Annotated in this window: 18 protein-coding genes; 17 read left to right on the top strand and 1 reads right to left on the bottom strand. The window is 55.9% G+C overall.

Annotation, left to right across the window (positions count from 1 at the left end):
* Positions 1 to 113 precede the first annotated feature (113 nt).
* The 14 genes from RBI05_RS09495 (at position 114) to ppnP (ending at position 16,176) form a co-directional block, all read left to right on the top strand.
* A complete protein-coding gene (locus RBI05_RS09495) occupies positions 114 to 833 on the top strand; it encodes a CpaB family protein (protein ID WP_310550912.1) in 720 nt (239 codons plus the stop codon).
* Positions 834 to 860: 27 nt separating this feature from the next.
* The gene (locus RBI05_RS09490) at positions 861 to 1,925 is read left to right on the top strand and encodes a hypothetical protein (protein ID WP_310550911.1); all 1,065 of its coding nucleotides are present in this window, start codon (positions 861 to 863) and stop codon (positions 1,923 to 1,925) included.
* Entirely contained in the window at positions 1,922 to 3,478 is a 1,557-nt protein-coding gene (locus RBI05_RS09485) for an ATPase, T2SS/T4P/T4SS family (RefSeq protein ID WP_310550910.1), read from the top strand. The genes RBI05_RS09490 and RBI05_RS09485 overlap by 4 nt, the downstream gene beginning before the upstream one ends.
* A 1-nt stretch (position 3,479) precedes the next feature.
* The gene (locus RBI05_RS09480; protein WP_310550909.1) at positions 3,480 to 4,520 is read left to right on the top strand and encodes a hypothetical protein; all 1,041 of its coding nucleotides are present in this window, start codon (positions 3,480 to 3,482) and stop codon (positions 4,518 to 4,520) included.
* Positions 4,521 to 4,534: 14 nt separating this feature from the next.
* Positions 4,535 to 5,404 carry a hypothetical protein gene (locus RBI05_RS09475; RefSeq protein ID WP_310550908.1) on the top strand — a complete coding sequence of 290 codons (870 nt, stop codon included), beginning with the start codon at positions 4,535 to 4,537 and terminating at the stop codon, positions 5,402 to 5,404.
* Positions 5,405 to 5,462: 58 nt separating this feature from the next.
* Positions 5,463 to 5,657 carry a hypothetical protein gene (locus RBI05_RS09470; protein WP_310550907.1) on the top strand — a complete coding sequence of 65 codons (195 nt, stop codon included), beginning with the start codon at positions 5,463 to 5,465 and terminating at the stop codon, positions 5,655 to 5,657.
* Positions 5,654 to 5,797 carry a hypothetical protein gene (locus RBI05_RS09465; RefSeq protein WP_191089546.1) on the top strand — a complete coding sequence of 48 codons (144 nt, stop codon included), beginning with the start codon at positions 5,654 to 5,656 and terminating at the stop codon, positions 5,795 to 5,797. Before RBI05_RS09470 ends, RBI05_RS09465 begins: the two co-directional genes overlap by 4 nt.
* A 9-nt stretch (positions 5,798 to 5,806) precedes the next feature.
* On the top strand, positions 5,807 to 6,187 hold the full coding sequence (locus RBI05_RS09460) for a hypothetical protein (RefSeq protein ID WP_150458086.1): 381 nt from the start codon (positions 5,807 to 5,809) through the stop codon (positions 6,185 to 6,187).
* Positions 6,188 to 6,199: 12 nt separating this feature from the next.
* Positions 6,200 to 6,694, top strand: coding sequence for a hypothetical protein (locus RBI05_RS09455; RefSeq protein WP_310550906.1), 495 nt, complete (start codon positions 6,200 to 6,202; stop codon positions 6,692 to 6,694).
* A 105-nt stretch (positions 6,695 to 6,799) separates the two neighbouring features.
* On the top strand, positions 6,800 to 7,435 hold the full coding sequence (locus RBI05_RS09450; RefSeq protein ID WP_310550905.1) for a hypothetical protein: 636 nt from the start codon (positions 6,800 to 6,802) through the stop codon (positions 7,433 to 7,435).
* Positions 7,432 to 9,687, top strand: coding sequence for a hypothetical protein (locus RBI05_RS09445; RefSeq protein WP_310550904.1), 2,256 nt, complete (start codon positions 7,432 to 7,434; stop codon positions 9,685 to 9,687). The genes RBI05_RS09450 and RBI05_RS09445 overlap by 4 nt, the downstream gene beginning before the upstream one ends.
* Positions 9,688 to 9,702: 15 nt before the next feature.
* Positions 9,703 to 13,605 (top strand): hypothetical protein, encoded by a 3,903-nt coding sequence (locus tag RBI05_RS09440; RefSeq protein WP_310550903.1) that lies wholly within the window; start codon positions 9,703 to 9,705, stop codon positions 13,603 to 13,605.
* A gap of 165 nt (positions 13,606 to 13,770) precedes the next feature.
* A complete protein-coding gene (tkt, locus tag RBI05_RS09435) occupies positions 13,771 to 15,822 on the top strand; it encodes a transketolase (RefSeq protein ID WP_310550902.1) in 2,052 nt (683 codons plus the stop codon).
* Positions 15,823 to 15,855: 33 nt separating this feature from the next.
* Positions 15,856 to 16,176 carry a pyrimidine/purine nucleoside phosphorylase gene (gene ppnP / locus RBI05_RS09430; protein WP_150458092.1) on the top strand — a complete coding sequence of 107 codons (321 nt, stop codon included), beginning with the start codon at positions 15,856 to 15,858 and terminating at the stop codon, positions 16,174 to 16,176.
* Positions 16,177 to 16,383: 207 nt separating this feature from the next.
* On the opposite strand, the gene RBI05_RS09425 is transcribed toward ppnP, so the two are convergent.
* Complete coding sequence (locus RBI05_RS09425; RefSeq protein ID WP_310550901.1) at positions 16,384 to 17,271, bottom strand: NAD(P)-dependent oxidoreductase; 888 nt, start codon at positions 17,269 to 17,271, stop codon at positions 16,384 to 16,386.
* A gap of 197 nt (positions 17,272 to 17,468) precedes the next feature.
* Here RBI05_RS09425 and RBI05_RS09420 point away from each other — a divergent pair, with 197 nt between their 5' ends.
* The 3 genes from RBI05_RS09420 to RBI05_RS09410 all read left to right on the top strand — a co-directional run bounded on the left by RBI05_RS09420 (position 17,469) and on the right by RBI05_RS09410 (position 20,180).
* A complete protein-coding gene (locus RBI05_RS09420) occupies positions 17,469 to 18,824 on the top strand; it encodes a glucose-6-phosphate isomerase (protein WP_310550900.1) in 1,356 nt (451 codons plus the stop codon).
* Positions 18,825 to 18,960: 136 nt separating this feature from the next.
* Positions 18,961 to 19,593: a YigZ family protein gene (locus RBI05_RS09415; protein ID WP_150458095.1), complete on the top strand. Its 633-nt coding sequence runs from the start codon at positions 18,961 to 18,963 to the stop codon at positions 19,591 to 19,593.
* A gap of 5 nt (positions 19,594 to 19,598) precedes the next feature.
* The gene (locus RBI05_RS09410; RefSeq protein ID WP_150458096.1) at positions 19,599 to 20,180 is read left to right on the top strand and encodes a TetR/AcrR family transcriptional regulator; all 582 of its coding nucleotides are present in this window, start codon (positions 19,599 to 19,601) and stop codon (positions 20,178 to 20,180) included.
* The last annotated feature ends 81 nt before the right edge of the window (positions 20,181 to 20,261 follow it).

Here is a 20,261-nt window from a genome sequence, read left to right as displayed (position 1 = left end):
ATTTTGGATAATAATATCCAAGGTGTGTTTTGTCATGTCTGCCGGAGGGAAATGGGGAGGAGCGATGAGGAGGGAGGAACAAAAAGGCAGGAGTTGAAAGGAGGGGCGGCAAAATGCCCTCGAGAAGTCAATGGCTCCGCCGGAATGTCATCCTGGCTGTTCTGGTTCTGGTGACGGGCTTCGGCGGTTTGCTGGCATATGATCTATATATTAAGCCTTATGTGCTGGCCCGGACCGTTGTCAAGGTGAAAGTGGCAGATTATGGACTGCTTCCGAAGAACCGGGTGCTGCTTGCCTCGGACCTGTACCTTGATTCTGTACAGTCCCAGGATGTCCCGGAGGGAGCGTTGGTGTCGCTTGGACAGGCGGAAGGCAAAATGGCCAATGTCAGTCTTACCGACGGCATGATTCTGACAGAGTCGCTTGTGGACGTAAGCAACCTGGAACCGGGGCCCGGAGAGGGGATTTTTCCGGTGCCCAAGGAGAGTATTTATGCAATCAACGGGTCTCTGCGAAGCCGGGACAAGGTGGATCTGTATCTTATTCAAGGTTCCGCGGACAGGACGCTGGCCCGCGGCGAAGGCGGCGAGCTCTCCGGGAACGAAGTCCAGCCGCCGTCCGGAAGTCTGTTCCTGAGCGGCGTGACGGTCAATTATGTCCGCACCGAGGACAACAATGATGTTAGAGACACCGAGAACGGGAATGACAACCACCGCTTTACCTCGACCGGTAAAGTGGCGGTCCCCGAGCTTAGGCTTGCCCGGAAGGACGGCGAAGCATTGGTCAAAGCCCTGGGCAGCGGATGCAGGATCTGGATTGTGCGCGTGGAGTAGCAAGCAGATCAGAAAGGTGGAACTCTCATGAAGATATCAAGCTTGGGACTGGATCAGTTGACGATTCATGCGATCCGGAATGCGGGCTACGGAATTATTGATCACCAATCGGAACCGGACCCGGGACAGGTGGAGGACGGGCTGCTGATTCTGACCAGTGAGCAGGTAGCTCCTGAAGCACTGGCGGGGGTTCGGGAGCGGTATCCGGATGCCCGGCTGCTGTATTGGTACCGCGAGTTCGGCATCGGCGGCTACCGTACGGTGCATATGCTGTGCGAAGAGCGGGATATTCAGTTCCTCCCGCCGCGAACGACCCCGTCCGCGCTGGTTGAACGGCTTCGGCTGATGTTCGACCGGCAGGCCGAAGAACGGGCCAATATTATTGCGGTTCTCGGAACCGGCGCGGGCGTTGGCTGTACCGGCGCAGCCCGGTTGATGGCGGAACGAATGGCGGCCGCAGGCTGCCGGGTCCTTCTGCTTGGCATGAACGTGTACGATCCCGGATATGACCATAAGCCTTCGGTCAGCCTGGACCGGCTGCGGCCCAAGTTGACCGGCAAACGGCTGCATCCGACGGATTTTGAACAATGGGTAAGACAGGACGGCTATCTGTATCTTCCGGGCAGCTTCGATTATTTAAGCGCGCTGGACTATCAAGAGGATGAAATGGAGTATCTGCTGACAGAAGCAGCCGCGCAGTTCGATATTGTGATATCCGACTGCGGCTCCATTCCGGAGAGCGCAGCCTGGTATGCGGCGCTGCAGAAGTCTTCGCTTCGCGTAATGGTAGCGAGTCCCCGGCATGAATACCGGCTGCACAGCCTGCTTGAATTGGCCGGACATCTGGGATTGGCCCCCAAAGACTTCCGGCTGTGGGTCAACCGCTGCCGTCCCGACGACGGCCTGTCCGCCAAAACGCTTGCCGCCCGGACAGGCTGCGAGCTGCTGCTGGAGCTGCCCGAATATGCCTCGGCCGGAGAACGTCTACCGCTGGGAAGACGGGAGCTTCAACTGTTGGACAGCAAGGTAAAAGCGATGCTGTGCGCCTACGGGCTCTCCGGCCGCGGCCGGGAGAAGGGGGTATTGGCATGAATGCAATACGAAGACCGGCTCTTGGCCGGCCCGGCGTCCCGTTGGCGAAATGGATCAAGGCTCCCGGTACGGCCGGCAGGGGACATTCTGCTTCCGCAGCCGTAGGCGGCCGGCGAAAGCCGTTCTCCTTGAAAGCCAGCCTTCTTCGCAGCAGGCCGGCCGGACAAGAGGATTTTCAGGAATTCTTGTCTGTGATGAAGCGCGAGCTGGGGGCCGGACTGGAGCGTGAGGACGGCAGTTATTTCGAGCTGAACGGCCGGGCGCTGGTCGGTGAGCCGCAGGCGGTCAGCTTTTTCATGAACGAGATTGAGAAGTATCTGAGGAAGACGCCCTTCAGCGGCAGGTTCCCCGAGGCTTACGACAGCGCTGCGGAAGCGTTGTTCCATGAATGGAAGGGGTTCGGGCCGGCGTACCGCTGGTTTACGGACAGGGCTTACAGCGAGTCAACGGGGCTTCAGATTATCGGCCGTCAGATTTTCTACAACGTGAAAGGGCAATTTGTGCCCTACCCCTATGAGATGCCGTCGCTGGAGCGGGTAGAGCAATTGAAGAGAGCGCTGCTGAAGAGTGATCCTGCGCAGAGGCTGAACAAGGATCATCCTTCCGCCGAGTTCAAAATGGATGACCCGCTGTGGCCCGGACGCTTCATCCGGCTGGCCATCTGGGTGCAGCCCCGGGTATGGGACGGCTTTACAACGCTGTCGATGCGTCGCCAGGTGGTGGAGTTCCTCGATCTCGACGATCAGGCGGGAACCGGGTGTGTACCCGGGGAAGCCGTCCCGATGATTCGCGCGCTGGCGCGAACCTTCCGCAATACGGTCATTGCCGGAGCCGTGGGATCGGGCAAAACGACTTTTGCCAACACGATTGTAGGGGAACAACTGCTTGGAGCCGACTCCTGCATGGGCGTGGTGATGATCGAGAAGCATCCTGAATCCACGCTGCCCCATCAGATTAAAGGCCACCGGATTATCCCGATTCAGGCAGCCAACGAGGAGCTGATGGAAGTCGGCATGGAGTCGCTGCGGCATGATCCGAATCTTATCTTCATGACGGAGATGCGCTACAACGAATGGGAGTTCTACCTGTGGAGCGGCGAGAAGGGCTATGACGGGCTGACGGGGACTTTCCATACGGTTGATCCGGAGGACATTCCGTATCAGGGCGCTTTTGCCGTATCGACCCGGGTTGGAGGAAGCCTGAAGGGGCATCTGGTCTCTGCGCTGAAAGCCTGCGAGCTTGTCTACATTCTGGAGAGCGCCGGAGCAGGGAAGAAGAGACTGAGCCGGATTTCGGAGATCGTGTACGACGAGGCCTCCCGTTCCGTGTATGCCCATGATTTGATGCGCTGGGACAAGGAGGCCGGCGAGTGGCGGTATCATGAAGGAATCAGCGAGTGCATGAGGGTCAAAATGAACGGAAAAGACCGGGACTCCGCCCGTATCTTCCAAAGTGAATTATCCCGGCTGGCCGGCGGGAAGCCGCTGCGCCATCCGCGCAAGGAGAGTCTCAAATCCCGCATGGTGCTCCGCGAAGAGGGAGGCGAGCGATGAAATGGCAGTATTGGCGATGGTGCGGTTCACGCTTCATCTCGTAGCGGCTTGCGGACTGTGGCTGCTGGTTCAGCCGCTGATCGTACCGGTGATTGAGGGACTTGGCTTTCGGACCGGGGGCCTGCGGCGGGAGAAGGAGGGGGGAGAAAGGTGGACTGAAATTCAAAGAAAGTGCCGATTCTGCCGGCATTTGGACAATCTGCTCTATCTGGCTTCGCCCCTTTATGCTCCGGGTATAGCGGTAGTCCGTTTTCTGGCAGGAACCGTTCTGCTTGGTCTGACTGTCTTTCTGTCCTCCTGGGTCACACTGCGGGAGCTGCCCGGCTACCTGGGATTTCACAATGCGCTGCTGAGCGGTACCCTCCATGCCTCGCCCCGGACAGGAACGGGATCATGGCGGCTGGCGCTGTTCCTCACCGTGCTGGCTACGCTCCTGCCTTATCTCAGGCTTCGTTACCGGTATGCGGGCACCCGTGTCAAAGCAAGCTACGACCTGCTGGAGGTTGTCAAACTTGCAGCCAAATATACGCACTTGCCGGTCGATGCGCTGCTGGAACAGACCGCGGCTTCGCTGGCCGGAGACAACATCCTGCGCTATCCGCTTCAGAGGCTTGCCGCTTCGTTTGCCGGGTACAGCACGGAGCATGAGCTTCGGGAGGAGACCATCCGGTTCGCATCTTCCATTTCCACAACATTTGCCGCTGCCTTTGTATCCGATCTGCGGTATGCCGAGCGGGAAGGAACAGGCTATCTCAAGAATGCGCTGCTTCCGCTTACCCGGTCTATGGAAGAACAGCGCGAGACGATTCTTGCGGTCAAGGCCAATGCCAGGGACGCCATCAGTCTCGGATTGTACGGCAATCTGATCGTTCTATTCAGTTCGGTGGGAACCTTCATGTACATGCTGAGGCCAGGAGTATACTTCCGGCTGCAATTTCAGACCCGATCCGGGCTGATCTTCTTCATGGTCATCGCGGCCGGTCTGTTCCTGTCCTTCGCAGTCAGCACCGTCCTGGCGAAGCCGAAGCTGGATTACCATTAGGGGAGGGGAATGCCATGAGCCGGTTGTTGCAGCTGGTCGCCATTCTGGGTGTTTTGTATTTGGCTTGTATGGCCTTGATCGGGGCGGAGAACGGGAGAGAACGCTATTTAAAGCGCCTCGGACGGCGATGGGAGGCGGTTGGCGAACGGCTGAAGGCCAGCAGCCTTCAGCAGCTTTTGGATGGAGCGGGGCTGACGGTCTCGGCAAGAAGCGTATCTCTCCTCCGGTACGGGGCGTTGCTGCTCTATCTCGGTGTGCAGAGCCTGAGCTGTTTCTTGCGAAAAGAGCCGCCGGCGGCTTCGGATGGGCTGACCGTGCTTATGCTGCTCTTGGTAAGCAGTCCGGCGCGCTTCATGCCGATGGGCTGGCTGCTGAGATGGATGAACCGAAGAGTGCTGCTGCAAAAAGACAGCGAACTCATCTCTTTTCTTCGTCTCTATGAGAATAACCGGCTGCGCCGGAGAGGCTATGTCCAGTTCGGGCAATTCTGCGCCGAATCGGCCGGACACTTTCACTATCTGCGGCAGGATCTGTACCGTCTTTCGGAAGTGGCGGTGGACGAAGGGAATGAGGAGGCGATTGAGTGGTTCTGCAGCCGGTTTGGCAGCGGGCACTCCCTGATTGGAGAAGTGCGGTCCATTCTGCTCGCAACCGAAGGGATGGACGACGATCTGGAAGCGGCAGCGTATCTGCGGGAACAAGGACATATGATTGCCCGGATGTCGAGCGACCAGTATCTGCGGCGCTGGTCCATGATCGGAGACGTCGCATCGGTTATCAATGTGATTCCATCCGTCGCTACTTTTCTGATGATCGTAGTTCTCGCTATGCAGTACATTATGCTGATCAAAGGAAACTTTAACGGAGTGGATCTCTTCCGATGAATATTTGTCATATTCGAGTATCCTTAAAAAATATAAAATGAAAAGGGAGAAATTAACAATGAAAAAAGACGCCATCTCTACGGGTTTGTTCATCGCCATCGGATTCCTCTGTGTCGCGATTGTTATCGCGGTGCTGATTCCGGTCGTGCGGGATGTTATTAATGATGCGGATGACAACCGTCCGGCTATCCCGGCCGTTAGCCTTCAGCTTCCTTCCGATTTCGTTACCCCAAGTGGTGGATACCCGGCATGAAGAAAGACTCGATTTCCGTGGCGCTGTTTCTCTCCATCGGGTTTGTTATTGCCGGCATCTTCATCGCAGCGGCTGTACATATCATCGGCAGCAGCCAGGACGGTATCATTTCGCATGTCAAGCAAGTAGAACATTACTAGGGGCCGGCCATGAAAGAGACGGTAATTCGTGCCTTGTTCATGTGGCTGATCCTGTTTATAATGCTGCAGCCGATCTTCACCTATATCGATTATTTGCTGGACCTGCAGGTGAAAGCCAATACGTCCTATCTGGCCCAAAAGGCTGCGACTGAAGGCATAGTGACTTCTTCTCTGAAGAATGAGGTTGTCCATAACCTCGAGGCGCTGGGCTTCTCGCCGTCTTCCATTTCAGTGACCGGCAGTACGGAAGCCGTGCAGAATCGCGAGGCCCGGATCGATGTGTATATTCGGGTTCCCCGAATTCCAATGTTCCCGTACTTCTTTGGCACAGCGAAGCAACCGGAAGAGTACTACGGACACGGCTCGGTTATGAGCGAGTACGTGGAATGAGAGGGCCCGGACATGGACTACATCATTAAGCTTGCTTTTGTCCTGCTGATCTTCGTATATGCCTGGTTGTTTCAGACCCAGAATCAGGAATGGGATACGGAGCGCGCGCTTTTGAAGGACGCGAACAATCTGGCGGTGCATGACGCCTCCAGAGCGCTGGAACCCGGGGAACTGGCGGAGGGACGGATCATTATTGACCGCGCGGCTGCGCTGGAGATTTTCAAGTCGGGATTGGAGGCCAACCTCGGTCTCGACCGCACGCTGGCACCCCTTCCCGGAAGTCCGCTGAATGCGGCAGTTCGAATCGTAGAGTTCAAGGTTCTGGACGAGAGTTCAGGAGCGGAATTCCCCATGCTCTATGAGGACGACCAATACGGCATTACCAAGTACCTGCTGGGTCCGTCCGTCATAGCGGTAATCGAGACCTGCCATCCCGAACTGATTGCCCGGTTAAATTCGCAGGAACCCATCCGGGTCCCTGCCATCCAGGAGTACAAGCCGGATTAGTAACGATAACTCCGGGTTTATCGGGCAACCCGCTTAAGTCGGGCGGGTTGCCCTAATAAGCCCAGAGCCCAAGACTAAATAACTATAAGGGAGAGTTTATATTTTATGAAAAACGTACTGACAGCAGCCTTGGCAGCAGCATTGATTGCCGCCCCATTCACCGCATCCCAAGCAACCGCCGCTCCTGTGAAGCTTGCAACGACAGCTGCCAGCCCGGCTAAAGCAGCGGCCCCGGTCATGCTGGACAACCTGTCCAAGTATGGTCTGAAGAAGGATGTGGAGCTGCCGGTGACGGTAACGGCCGGGGGGTTCAGTTATACGTTGGAGAAGATTATGATCTATGATTACAATTCGCCTGCGGCGGTGGCGTTGCGGGAGAAGTATAAGTTCGTAGATGGCAATGGGATGGTAACCAATCCTAAATACTTCATCTGGACCAAGATTACGATTACAAATAAATCGCAAAAAATTGTAAAACGCGGGGTGCCGGATCTTCTCTACAAGTGGAGATTGTTCTTTGCTGATACAAAAGGGGAGGCTTACGATGCTACCCCGCAAACTATGCTTAAGGTTAAAAATAGCAAGGAAGCGCTTAGAAACTTCACGTTAAACCCTGGCGAATCGTTGACTACTTATCAGGCTTATCTTTATAAGGGCAATCTCGACTATTTCTTGATTTTCCTTGAATATGGGGGTTCTTCCTTAAAGTATGTAGCTAATGATCCGGAGCAGACAGAATGAGAAAATCAAGATTACTTCTAGTTTTACTGATCCTTTTACTTCTAATCCCCACTCTACCTGTTACAGATGCCCAAGCTGCGGATACAAAGTTTGCAACGATTGGAATTCCGTTATCCAACGGACTTCGTGGAAGTGACAATTGCGCCAAGGTTTTTTATCTCGATCTACCCAACGGAGTAAGCGCATTGTCGATTTCGACAAGCAGTTTGAATTACAGCGGCGATAATACTCTGGTCAGTATGGCTCTCGAAAACGGTAAGATTAAAGTCACACTGAAAGGCATCAGCAAGCCAGATACGGTTGATGTTTTTGGTTATAAAGAGAAGCCAGGGATAGAATTCACAACCAACATCGGGAACAGCGTCTGGTTATACGCAGACGGCAGACGATGGCAAATCAATAATTACAACGAAGCGAAGGATACTTTGGATTACGAAATAAAAAATGCAAGTGACTGGACAACCCCTTCCAAGTATCCGCCTATGACGCTAGTTTCTGCGGCATCCAATCAAAGTACGGTGGGGCGAGTTTGGTATACAACAAATGGCGCGGTTGTAGAAAATCAGTATGTCGTTGATTCTACAGTAAAACCTGTGTTTGTATCAGGTTCTGACTATTTGAAAGGAGAACCTAAATTCAAAAAAGGGAAAATCATCACAAACTACGTTATTGGTCCCGAGGGTAGCCCCTTAATAAATTCTACCTATGAAGATCAGACAGATGCGGCTACCATACCCGTTACTGGTTGGGTAGAAGGTCGATTCTACAAAGCTACTGTGAATTATCATTACACCGCCACCGCCAAACTCACCACCTACAGCTACGGCGGAACCGTCACCTTCAACTACAAGCCTGCTACTGAACCGACTCTGGACGGGACTGTCACCGTTCTTGCCCCTAACCCCAACCCGACTAGCAACCAGGGCAAGGATATCCCGGTCAGTTTGAAGATTAACGGCGAGCTACTGGCCTACAATAATTCTTCTAACATCGAAGAATGGGTGTTCTATGCCAAGGAGTCTGGCAGCAGTACCGTGTATACGAAGAAGAATTATATCAAGGCGCTCAAGAGCAGCGAGACCTTCGCCAACTTGGTCATCCCTAAAGGCAGGGTTCCCACGGGGGAATATGAGCAGGAATACACGCTGACCGTTACGGTCCGCTTTTCGAAGCCGATCGACACCCTGAACGGGAGTGTTACAACGTTAAGCCAGACGATGAAAGCAACGGTAGGCGTAACCGATTCTGCGGGAAACCCGCCATCCGGCGGGGGCAACAAGCGACCGGTCGCCGTCCTTAGCGTTCCCGACTCTGTCATGGCCGGCCAGGAGTTCCTGGTCTATGGAAAAGACTCCTACGATCCCGATGGAGCAATCACGGATTATGATTACGGCACCGGATCGGCGGTAGAGCCAGTCACCGGCCCCTACGGTTTTACTTGGTATCCGCTATCCGAGGTGGGGAATCGCCGGACAATCAGCCTGCTGGTAACCGACAATGATAATCTTAGCGGCAGCACTACGGCCAAAGTGAATATCAATGCTCCAAGGCCGAAGGCAGCTGTTAAAATTCTCGGCACGAAGAAAGAGAACCGGAAGATCACGCTCCACGATGCCAGCGTAAATCTTGCCGAACATTTCCCGGTAGACTCCTCTAAGACCCGGTTCACGATCCAGGCGGTCAGCGGGGGGACGGCGGGTGACATTAAATACAGCGGCACGCTAACCGGCGTGAGCGATAAGGATTTGGTCATCAAGAAAGCGGGAACGTACCGGGCTACGATTTATGTCGTGAATAATGTCGGCTACTCGGATACCGCTGAAATAACGTTTGAGATCGCGCCGGACGAACCGCCGACCGCGTACCTTTCAGTTCCAAACCAGGCTTACCGGGACCCGGAACAGGGCAACAAGGCCGCCGCGGTGCTGGACGACATGTCTTTTTCGCCGGACTATGACTTCATCGGTCACCGGCTCTGGCAGTGCCGCTATGATTCGGATAATGACGGAAGCTTCAGCGACGAAGCCTGGTCTACACTCAGCGATGCTAACGAGAGCCGCATTGCCTTCAATCCGGCAGCTGTAGGCCGGTATGAGATCCGCTTGACGGTGACGGAAGAGTTCGATCAGCCGACCTTGGAGGAGTTTGTAACGCCTGCGGACCGAAGATCCGCGAATACGGATTCACAAAGTGCCACCGAGAAGATCCTGACGGTATATAACCGCGCCCCGGTAGTGGACTGGTCCTGGTAGGAGGGAAGAAAGTAGATGAATTTAAAGACCATTTGGCGCAGAGTACTTGCAGGTATCCTTTCTCTGGCGCTGCTTCCCTGGTTCAGTCCGGCTCCGGAGAAGGTACAAGCTGCCGGGGAAATCATCGAGTATAACGATGTCACCATTCCGGCCCGTTCTTATACGGCTTCAAGGCCCGCCAGTTACCCCGGAGACCCGGACTGGTATGCGAGTACGATGGAGGCGGATTTCGGAGAGAACACGTACAAAATCAAATACGACCAGATCCAGCATCTTCTCTATCTCGATATGACCGGCATCTACGCTCCGACCAGAGTTGAGGTTCATCGGGAACCTCTGGGAGAGCTGGCGAAGAATTGGACGCGGGACCGGGCCTGGCATGGGTATGATACTTGGTGGGATCAGAATTTGGATCTTAAATACAGTGACGGCACCATAGAACAATTATCCAACGTGCATGGCGGCACCTTTAACAGTATGTACGAGAATGGCGATCTTAGCGGGTATCATAATGGTTCTAGTGAGATCCGGGAGAATCCAATGGGCTATTATAAAAGATGGTACCCTGACCCCGTTAATCATCCGGACTATTACCAGCTCGATTACTCTAAAAGTGACATTGTACCCAGTTCCTACTTTCCGCTTGATCCGGCCAAGAAGCCAGTAGCGCTAATACTTACCTTAAAATATACGGACTCTTATGATACGTTCAATATGAACTTCAACCGTACAAATCATTATCCCTACAGCATTACCGATACGGTTACAATCCCGCTGACGACCAACAAAGCACCGAAACTGACGCTGACTTCGCTTCCGGGAAGCATCATGAACGAGTCGGGGTTCAGCACTTACAACCTGGAGGGCTATGTGCAGGACCCCGACAATGATACGCTCGATTTGATTGCCGAAATTCCGAATGTGTTCTACCGGAAAATATCCATACCCGCTACCGGATCGCCCAAGAATTTCAGCATCCCGATAGATACCTTGACGGACAGCCTGTCGCCGGGCACGTACACGATACAGGTAAAAGCGGTAGACCCCTTCAAGATGAAGGCAGTCGCCTCAACCAGCCTCACCGTAACGAAGCGGCTGAAGAACAAAGCGTATTATCTGGTTAACGAGCCTGTCACCATATCGGGCAGCTATAGCGATTATGAGAACGACCCCAAATACGCAGAACGGTACATGTATGAACAAGACCCCGGATTCTTCGATAATCCGATGGGGCTAATTTCAGATAACGGGCTGTGGAGAAGCAGCAGGTACACTTCTTTTCCATACAGCGGCGCTTACGCAGCGAGATTTCAGAACCGGGACAACCCGCTGAACGACAACCGGTTCGACGAGTTCCGGGCATGGAGCCGGGACAACCTGTCCAGCATGACGTTCCTGGTTCATCGTAAGCCGGTGGCGCTGTTCACGGCCAGATTGAATAACGGAAACGTGGCGCTTGCGGATCAGTCCTATGATCTGGACCATGTCTCGGCTCCGAACAAAGGCATTTACGCCCGTCAGTGGCAGTATAAGAAGAAGTCTGACGAGACCTGGACAGAGGGAAGCTTATCGGTGCTTCCGGCCAATGACGCCTATGACATTCGGCTGCGGGTGCGGGACATTGACGGACCGGACGGAATCGGAGTATGGAGCGACTGGTATCAAGTCGGTGTAGGCGAACCTGGCAATATGCCTCCGGTCGCGCTCTTCACAGTGACGCCGAATAATGTCAGTTACCGCAAGAATACCACTGTGGCAGACCGCTCCTTCGACCCGGATAATGATGCGCTGGATACGTATGAGTGGACGCTTGAGAAGAGCGGAGAAGGAACAAAGTGGCACTCCCACGGACCGGTGACAACGCCGCCGAATATCGCCGCCTACGGCGTCGGCAGCTATACGCTGACCCTGAAAGTGCGTGACAGCTGGGGCCTGTGGTCCAGCCTGTACTCGCAGACGGTTCAGGTGACCAACGCGCCGCCGGTTGCGGCTTTTGCGATGCCGGAAGAGCTGTACCGGGATTCGGTCGTCACGATGGAGAATACGACTCCCGATCCGGACGCAGACGGCGACGCCGTAAGCTATAAATGGAATGCACGGCTGAACGGCGGCGGTTACTATTTTGCCGGCAGCAACCGCAACCAGAACGTCAGCGTTCGCAGCTTGATCACTCAAATGGGGCTGACCGAAAGACAGGCCGTATCGGAAGGCTGGGAAATGCGGCTGACGGCGTCAGATGGCAGCTTAAGCTCCAACGCCACCCGGCTCTTCAAGGTATTGAACCACGTTCCGGTCGCCGCGATCGGCGGATCGGAATCGGCTGTTCAATACCGGACGTATACCTATGCGTCGGCCGACGAAGACGGGGATTCATCAGACGCGGCCAACCTCCAGTATTATTGGCGCATCACGGATGCGGACGGGGCGAAGGAGATAAGGCGCACGCCGAATGTGCAGATGACCTATGACCAGCCCGGTGTCTACACGTTGGAACATTGGGCGGTTGACCCGATCGGGGCCAAGTCCAATATTGCCGTGCTGAAGGTGAATGTTGCGCCGAATCTGCCTCCGGCCATGACGATAACGGCCCCAAGTGGAACCGCGACAAATCCAGCCATTCTGGATGCCGTCAAGGACGGCGATCCGCTTGTAACCTGGGGATACTCGGACCCCGAAAACGACGCGCAGGAGAAGTACCGGCTGGAATTCTACGACAAGGCCGGGTTGCTCTACACCACCGCCGAGAACACCGATCCGGCAGGCACGGCGCGTAAGTGGCAGAGCCCGGCAATGAAGTTCGAACGTTTTGTTGCCTATACCGTCATCGGGCGTGCCTATTCCAAGCAGAGCTGGTCCGAGCCGTCGAACGAGCGGGCATTCATCGTGGATAATCCGCCGGTGCCCGGGTTTACGCTAATCACCGACACCGGCCGGGATGCAGCCGGAGTTCCGATTTACCGGACGGATACGCTGCGGATCACCAGCACCGCCTATGACGATGATGAATCGAAGGGCGACACGATCACTTATCGCTATTCCTTGAAGCCAAGCGGCGGCAGCGAGAGCCTGATAAGCACAGGGGCAGAATGGGAAAAGAAGTTCAGCACGAACGGGACATTTACAATTCGTCAAGTGGTGACGGATTCGCTGGGCCTGTCCCGTGAAGAAGCGCATAGCCTGATAATTCAGAACCGGCTGCCGACCGTAGAGCTCGCCTCTCCGTCCAGTCAGAACTCCGCGAAACCGACGATTGCCAGCACCCTGACGCCGGTAATCAAGTGGAATTACGCCGATCCGGACGGCGACGAGCAGCACCGATACCAGGTTCATATCCGGGATGCTGCGACGGATGCGCCGGTTCTGGAGTCTCCGCTTACCGCGTCGAGCGCGAACCAGTGGACCGTTCCGGCGAATGCGCTGGTCGAGAACAAGGTGTACCAGGTCAGCGTCACCGTATATGACGGGCCGGACGGAGCCGGTTACGGAAGCACGACTTCCGATCCCCGTTATCTTATGGTCAACCTGCTCAGCGTCAAAGGCAGCGTGAAGCACACGGACGACTGGAATGCGAACCGGCAGCAGTACAACCTGAAGCAGAGCGGCAATGCCGAGCTGCCACGGGGATATCGCGTGTTCTGGGCCGGGGAGAAGTTTGTGCTTTATGCCGACGCTGCGGGTCTGCCTGATACGATTACTGCGCAGATGGACGGCGGGAGGCAGACTGAGCTTCATCCGCTGAATGAAGACAGAACACTCTGGACCGGAGAAATGTCCGATCCGGCGTTTGCCCTACTGCCCGATGGACCGCTCGCTTTTACATTCACTGCCCGCAATGCCTATCACACTAAAGTGGACCGCGTTGTGGTCGAAATCCGTGGGGCCTGGGATGATTACTTCCGGAATCATCGGGTGAAATAAGCAGAGAAACAAAAGGTGTTATCCGCATAAAATAACGGCCTGCATACGACACTGAATAAGCGTGCCCCCAGGAGCGCGGCTTCAAAAAACACTATTGGAAATGCTTCCACTTTAGTGATACAATAATAGTCAAAATGACATTTATGAGTCTTGAGGAGGATAATAATGACCGAAGAACAGGCAAAACAGCAGGCATTGCCGCAGGACGAGAACTCCACGGTGGACAACCTTGCGATCACCACGATCCGAACTCTGGCCATCGACGCCATCGAGAAGGCGAATTCCGGCCATCCGGGGATGCCGATGGGCTCCGCTCCTATGGGCTATCAGCTCTTCGCCAAGACGATGAACCATAACCCGGAGCATCCGACATGGGTGAACCGCGACCGCTTTGTTCTCTCCGCCGGACACGGCTCCATGCTGCTGTACAGTCTGCTGCACCTGAGCGGCTATGATCTTCCAATGGAAGAGTTGAAGAAGTTCCGTCAGTGGGGAAGCCTGACGCCGGGTCATCCGGAGTTTGGACATACCGCCGGCGTTGACGCCACGACCGGTCCTCTGGGACAGGGGATCGCGATGGCGGTCGGCATGGCGATTGCGGAAGCGCAGCTCGGCGCAACGTACAACAAAGAAGGCCATGACATCATTAACCATTATACGTATGCGATCTGCGGAGACGGCGACCTCATGGAAGGCATCTCTTCGGAAGCGGCTTCCCTGGCAGGCCATCTTCAGCTCGGCAAGCTGGTCGTTCTCTATGACTCCAATGATATTTCGCTCGACGGCAAGCTGAACCTGGCCTTCTCCGAGAATGTGGCCAAGCGTTTTGAAGCTTACGGCTGGCAGGTGCTGCGCGTGGAAGACGGCAACGATCTTCCGGCCATCGGCCGCGCCATTGAAGAAGCGCAGAAAGAGACCGGTAAGCCGACCCTGATCGAAGTCAAGACAATCATCGGCTACGGCAGCCCCAACAAGCAGGGCATCGGCGGCCACGGCGGTACGCACGGATCCCCGCTGGGATCGGCGGAAGCGAAGCTGACCAAGGAATTCTACAAGTGGGTCTATGAAGAAGATTTCTACGTGCCGGATGAAGTGCGTGCCCGCTTTGCCGAAGTGAAAGAGAAGGGCATTGCAGCGAACAAGAAATGGGACGAGAAATTTGCGGCTTACCAGAAGGCCTATCCGGAGCTTGCCGCGCAGCTGACCACGGTGCTGAACGGCGATCTGGCAGAAGGCTGGGATGCCAAGCTCCCGACTTACAGCACGGAAGACAAAGCGGTCTCGACCCGCGTCGCTTCGGGCAACGCGCTGAACGGCCTGGCCGGAGGCGTTCCGCAGCTGTTCGGCGGTTCCGCCGACCTGGAGAGCTCCACCATGACCCATCTGAAGGGTCTGCCTGCGTTCACGCCGGAGTCGTACGACGGCCGCAATATTTATTTCGGCGTCCGGGAATTCGGCATGGCTGCCGCGATGAACGGCATCGCTCTGCATACCGGTCTGAAAGTATTCGGCGGCACCTTCTTCGTGTTCACCGACTACCTGCGTCCGGCCGTCCGTCTGGCGGCGCTCATGAAGCTGCCGGTGACGTATGTGCTGACGCATGACAGCATTGCGGTCGGCGAAGACGGTCCGACCCATGAACCGATCGAACAGCTTGCTTCGCTGCGCATCATTCCGGGTCTGACGGTTATCCGCCCGGCAGATGGCAATGAAACATCGGCAGCTTGGGCGTATGCCATGGAGAACAAGTCCGGCCCGGTTGCACTGGTTCTGACCCGTCAGAACCTGCCGATCCTGGAAGGGACTACGAAGAACGTGCGCGAGAACATCAAGCGCGGCGGATATGTCGTCTCCGATGCGAAGGACGGCAAGCCGCAGGCCCAGATTATCGCGACCGGTTCGGAAGTGCAGCTTGCCGTGAAGGCGCAGGCCGCTCTGGCCGAAGAAGGAATTCAGGTCCGCGTCATCAGCTTGCCGAGCTGGGAGCTGTTCCAGCAGCAGGATAAGGCGTACCGCGATTCCGTTCTTCTTCCGGACGTCAAGGCCCGCCTGGCTGTGGAAATGGCCCAGACCTTCGGCTGGGAGCGCTACGTCGGCGACCAGGGCGATATCCTCGGCATCACCACGTTCGGCGCTTCGGCTCCGGGCGACACGGTTATCAAGGAATACGGGTTCACGGTAGAGAATGTAGTCAGCCGCGTCAAAGCGCTGCTGTAAGCTTATATTCGAAGAATAAGGGAGCTGGGGACAATGGGACAATTCGAGCAGGCAACCGTTCAGAAGAAAGCGAACATTTATTATGACGGCAAGGTTACGAGCCGTACTGTTACTCTGCAGGATGGCCTCAAGGTGACGCTGGGCATCATGCTTCCCGGAGTCTATGAATTCGGAACGGAAGGACCGGAGACGATGGAAATTCTGTCCGGCGAGTTGAAGGTACGTCTTCCCGGCGCCGAAGTCTGGCAGGAGATCAAGGGCCCCGAAACCTTCCACGTTCCGGGCAACTCCAAATTCGCGCTGGAGGTCTTCACCGTTACCGATTATTGCTGCTCTTACCCGGACAAGCTGTAACGCTTCCCCGGACTCCGCGAGATTTGAACCCAAGCGTACCGGCTGCCGCCGGTACGCTTTTTTATAGTCCGCTGCGGCAATTCGCTGAAGCAATCCGCTGCAGCCGAAAGCCGCCCCCTTCCCGCTCCGCTTCAAAAAAACCGCCCGCGCAGAGTGCGCGGACGGTCCGGTTTTGCTGGTCATTCTTCCCGGCCTGTTCCTGCCGGCCTATTCGCCGATCCGGCGGCCCAGCCAGGCTTCATACACCTTGACGACCGAGGAGAGGTCGTCTTCGCCGAAGCCGCCGTTATAGCCGGCCTGGAACAGGCTCTTGGCGAGCTCCAGCGCCGGCGTCGGAACGCCGCCGGCATCGCTGAGCGCGGAAGCGAGCTTCAGATCCTTGAGCATAAGACCCAGCGAGAACTGGTTGCTGAAGTCGCCGTCGATAATTTTGCGGCCCTTCAGTTCGGCCTGCTTGCTGCCCGCGGAGCCGTTCTTCACCAGCTCCAGGAACTTGTCCGCCGGTACCCCGGACTGGACGGCGATTGAGAAGCCTTCCGCCAACGCCACGTTATGGATGCCGACCATGGCGTTGTGCGCCAGCTTGGCCGCCGCTCCGCTGCCGTTGTCGCCCATATGCAGCAGCAGCCGGCCCATCGTGTCGAAGAGATCGCGGCTCTGCTCAATGGCATCGGCGCTGCCGCCGACCATGAAGACCAGCGTGCCTTCAACGGCGGCCGGCTTGCTTCCGGTTACCGGCGCATCGAGGAAGGACGCGCCTTTCTCTTCCACCGCGGCGGCGATCTCCTTGACGAGGCCGGGAGAAATGGTGCTGGAGTCGATGACGATCATCCCCGGACGGAGCGCGGCGAGCACGCCGTCTTCCCCGTAGAAGACCTCGCGGATGGAAACGTCGTTGCTGATCATGGTAATCAGCGTGTCCTGGCCTTCCGCCGCCGCGCGGGGCGTAGAGGCGGTGGCTGCGCCCTCGCTTGCCAGCGGCTCGCACTTGGCGGCCGTGCGGTTATACACGGTTACCGGGAATCCGGCGCGCAGCAGGTTGGAAGCCATCGGGGCTCCCATGGTGCCAAGGCCAATAAATCCAATACGTTTCATGAAATGCTAACACTCCTTTCGGCCTAATGGGTTCTATTTTATCACGCGGCAGCGGGGGAGTGAACAAGTGAACAAAGGAAGGGGCATCTGCCGCAGTGACCGGCGCCCTTGTCAGTGATGGCAAATTAAAGTATCCTATTAGAAAGTTGCGACCATCCGTGTCCAAATGAAAGAACTAACAGGAGGGACCCATTTCAATGTCCAAGAAAGCCGTATTCGATTATAGCAAAGCCCTATCCTTCGTCAGCCAGCATGAAGTCGACTATTTCGCCGCACCGATCAAGCTGGCTCACGAGCAGCTCCACAGCAAGAGCGGAGCGGGCTCCGATTACACGGGCTGGATCGATCTTCCGCATGCATACGACAAGGAAGAATTCGCCCGCATTCAGCAAGCGGCGAAGAAGATTCAGAACGATTCCGAAGTGCTGATCGTGATCGGCATCGGCGGTTCCTACCTCGGCGCCCGCGCCGCGATCGAAGCGCTTACGAACTCCTTCTACAACAACATGGAGAAGGGCAAACGCGGCACGCCGGAAGTTTATTTTGCCGGCAATAACATCAGTTCGACCTACATGACTCACCTGCTTCAGCTTATTGAAGGCAAAGACTTCTCCATCAACGTGATTTCCAAGTCGGGAACGACAACCGAGCCGGCTATCGCCTTCCGGATCTTCCGCGCCGCGCTGGAGAAGAAATACGGAAGAGATGAAGCCCGCAAGCGTATCTATGCCACGACCGACAAGGCCAAGGGCGCGCTCAAGACGCTGGCCAATGAAGAAGGCTACGAGTCCTTCGTCATTCCGGACGACGTCGGCGGACGCTACTCCGTTCTGACGGCCGTAGGCCTGCTGCCGATCGCCGTTGCCGGCATCGACATCGAAGAGATGATGAAGGGCGCAGCCGCTGCTGCCGACGATTTCAACAATCCGGACGTAGCGACGAACCAGGCTTACCAGTATGCAGCCGTCCGCAACGCGCTGTATCGCAAGGGCAAGACCACGGAGATCCTCGTCAACTACGAGCCATCCCTGCACTATGTCTCCGAATGGTGGAAGCAGCTCTTCGGCGAGAGCGAAGGCAAGGATTACAAAGGCATCTACCCGGCATCGGTTGATTTCTCGACGGACCTGCATTCCATGGGCCAATTCATCCAGGAAGGCAACCGCAACATTTTTGAGACCGTCATCCAGGTGGAGAACGTGCGTGAACACATCACCATCGAGAGCGATCCGGACGATCTGGACGGATTGAACTTCCTGGCCGGACAGACCGTGGACTTCGTCAACAAGAAGGCTTTCCAGGGCACGCTTCTGGCCCATACCGACGGACAGGTTCCGAACCTGGTGGTTACGATTCCGGATCAGACGCCTTACAGCTTCGGCTACCTGGTGTACTTCTTTGAAATTGCCTGCGGCGTCAGCGGCTACCTGCTCGGCGTCAACCCGTTCGATCAACCGGGTGTGGAAGCCTACAAGAAGAACATGTTCGCGCTGCTCGGCAAGCCGGGCTATGAGAAGGAGAAAGCCGAACTGGAAGCTCGTCTGACCGAATAGCACCGGAAGTATCACAAGCATCACAAGCAACCTATTATTCATCCACTGGAGAGGAGCAGTCCCACAGAGGCGGTATACGCCCGGACTGCTCCTTCCGGTATCTTGAATGAAGAAGCCAAATAAGGAATGAACGCATATGCTGCAGCAGTATCGAACGGTGCGCGCCCCGGGTTCCAAGGAAGTCATCATCCGCAAATCGCGCTTTATCGGCCATGTTATGCCGGTGGAGAGCGAAGAGGAAGCGGTGCGGTTCATCGAAGACATCAAGAAGAAGCATTGGGATGCGACTCATAACTGCTCCGCCTATGTCATTGGGGAGCGGGACGAAATTCAGAAGGCGTCCGACGACGGGGAGCCAAGCGGAACGGCCGGCAAGCCGATTCTGGAGGTTATCCGGAACCAGGGCGTCAAGAATGCGGCAATCGTCGTGACCCGGTATTTCGGCGGAATTCTGCTGGGAGCAGGCGGATTGATCCGGGCTTATACCGATGGCGCCGTTCTGGCGCTGGAGGCGGGCGAGGTGATTACGCGTGTGCTTCGGCGGGAGATATTCGTCGAGCTGGAATACACCTGGCTGGGCAAGGTCGAGAACGAACTTCGAGGACGCGGCGTCAAGACCGGCAATACCGAATTTAGCGATAAAGTCAGACTGTTGTGCCTGCCGGAGGAGGGGGAGAAGGGCAATTTCACCGCCTGGATGACGGATCTGACGCAGGGGCAAGCCGTAATTACGGAAGGCAGGAGGCTTTATTTTAACGAAGGGGAATAGATAAAATGGCGAGAAGAGCAGTGGAACAGGAGTTGTCGCGGGAGCGGATTCTGGAAGCAGCCAGGCATCTGTTCATCACGAAGGGCTACCGGGCGATCTCCATGCGCAGTATCGGTCAGCATCTGGGGTACAGTCACGGATCGCTCTATTATCACTTTAAAGAGAAGGCCGAGCTGTTCTATGCCATTGTGGTGGAGGATTTCAATTATGTCGCCGAGCTTCTCGGCAGGGCGATGGATCACCCTCCCGAACCGGGCATGACCAAGGTGGAGCAGCTCGTGCTGGAATTTATCCGATTCGGACTCGACCATCCGTATCAGTACGAAATCATGTTCATGATCCGGGACGAAGAACTGCTGGCCTATTGTCGCAACGAACAGGGACGATGTTTCGACTTGTTCGCGGATATCGTGCGTCAGCATATGAAGGAAGAAGGCCATGTCGCAGGCGACTGGCAGAATATCCCGAGGACGCTGTTTCTCTCCGCTCATGGTTTTATATCCTACTATATTCAAGACAAGGTGCGGTTTGAAGACGTGGAGGCATTGGCGCGCATGCATGTTAAGGTGTTGTGCCGCAGTTTGTGACGGACGGGGCTTTGCTGCGCGCCGGTGCTTTAGGACTGTGAATCGGTGACGAAATGCTTCTCTGCTATGCAAAAGCTCTCA

Source organism: Paenibacillus glufosinatiresistens (assembly GCF_031470375.1).
Classification (GTDB): Bacteria; Bacillota; Bacilli; order Paenibacillales; family Paenibacillaceae; genus Paenibacillus_AQ; species Paenibacillus_AQ glufosinatiresistens.
The sequence above is the reverse complement of the archived record's forward strand: the minus strand, read 5'-3'. Positions and strand labels throughout refer to the sequence as shown.

What these genes read in the sequence shown, in the direction of transcription:
- RBI05_RS09495 (WP_310550912.1), top strand. Translation starts at nt 114, where the DNA reads ATGCCCTCGAGAAGTCAATGGCTCCGCCGGAATGTCATCCTGGCTGTT.
- RBI05_RS09490 (WP_310550911.1), top strand. Translation starts at nt 861, where the DNA reads ATGAAGATATCAAGCTTGGGACTGGATCAGTTGACGATTCATGCGATC.
- RBI05_RS09485 (WP_310550910.1), top strand. Translation starts at nt 1,922, where the DNA reads ATGAATGCAATACGAAGACCGGCTCTTGGCCGGCCCGGCGTCCCGTTG.
- RBI05_RS09480 (WP_310550909.1), top strand. Translation starts at nt 3,480, where the DNA reads ATGGCAGTATTGGCGATGGTGCGGTTCACGCTTCATCTCGTAGCGGCT.
- RBI05_RS09475 (WP_310550908.1), top strand. Translation starts at nt 4,535, where the DNA reads ATGAGCCGGTTGTTGCAGCTGGTCGCCATTCTGGGTGTTTTGTATTTG.
- RBI05_RS09470 (WP_310550907.1), top strand. Translation starts at nt 5,463, where the DNA reads ATGAAAAAAGACGCCATCTCTACGGGTTTGTTCATCGCCATCGGATTC.
- RBI05_RS09465 (WP_191089546.1), top strand. Translation starts at nt 5,654, where the DNA reads ATGAAGAAAGACTCGATTTCCGTGGCGCTGTTTCTCTCCATCGGGTTT.
- RBI05_RS09460 (WP_150458086.1), top strand. Translation starts at nt 5,807, where the DNA reads ATGAAAGAGACGGTAATTCGTGCCTTGTTCATGTGGCTGATCCTGTTT.
- RBI05_RS09455 (WP_310550906.1), top strand. Translation starts at nt 6,200, where the DNA reads ATGGACTACATCATTAAGCTTGCTTTTGTCCTGCTGATCTTCGTATAT.
- RBI05_RS09450 (WP_310550905.1), top strand. Translation starts at nt 6,800, where the DNA reads ATGAAAAACGTACTGACAGCAGCCTTGGCAGCAGCATTGATTGCCGCC.
- RBI05_RS09445 (WP_310550904.1), top strand. Translation starts at nt 7,432, where the DNA reads ATGAGAAAATCAAGATTACTTCTAGTTTTACTGATCCTTTTACTTCTA.
- RBI05_RS09440 (WP_310550903.1), top strand. Translation starts at nt 9,703, where the DNA reads ATGAATTTAAAGACCATTTGGCGCAGAGTACTTGCAGGTATCCTTTCT.
- tkt (WP_310550902.1), top strand. Translation starts at nt 13,771, where the DNA reads ATGACCGAAGAACAGGCAAAACAGCAGGCATTGCCGCAGGACGAGAAC.
- ppnP (WP_150458092.1), top strand. Translation starts at nt 15,856, where the DNA reads ATGGGACAATTCGAGCAGGCAACCGTTCAGAAGAAAGCGAACATTTAT.
- RBI05_RS09425 (WP_310550901.1), bottom strand. Translation starts at nt 17,271, where the DNA reads ATGAAACGTATTGGATTTATTGGCCTTGGCACCATGGGAGCCCCGATG.
- RBI05_RS09420 (WP_310550900.1), top strand. Translation starts at nt 17,469, where the DNA reads ATGTCCAAGAAAGCCGTATTCGATTATAGCAAAGCCCTATCCTTCGTC.
- RBI05_RS09415 (WP_150458095.1), top strand. Translation starts at nt 18,961, where the DNA reads ATGCTGCAGCAGTATCGAACGGTGCGCGCCCCGGGTTCCAAGGAAGTC.
- RBI05_RS09410 (WP_150458096.1), top strand. Translation starts at nt 19,599, where the DNA reads ATGGCGAGAAGAGCAGTGGAACAGGAGTTGTCGCGGGAGCGGATTCTG.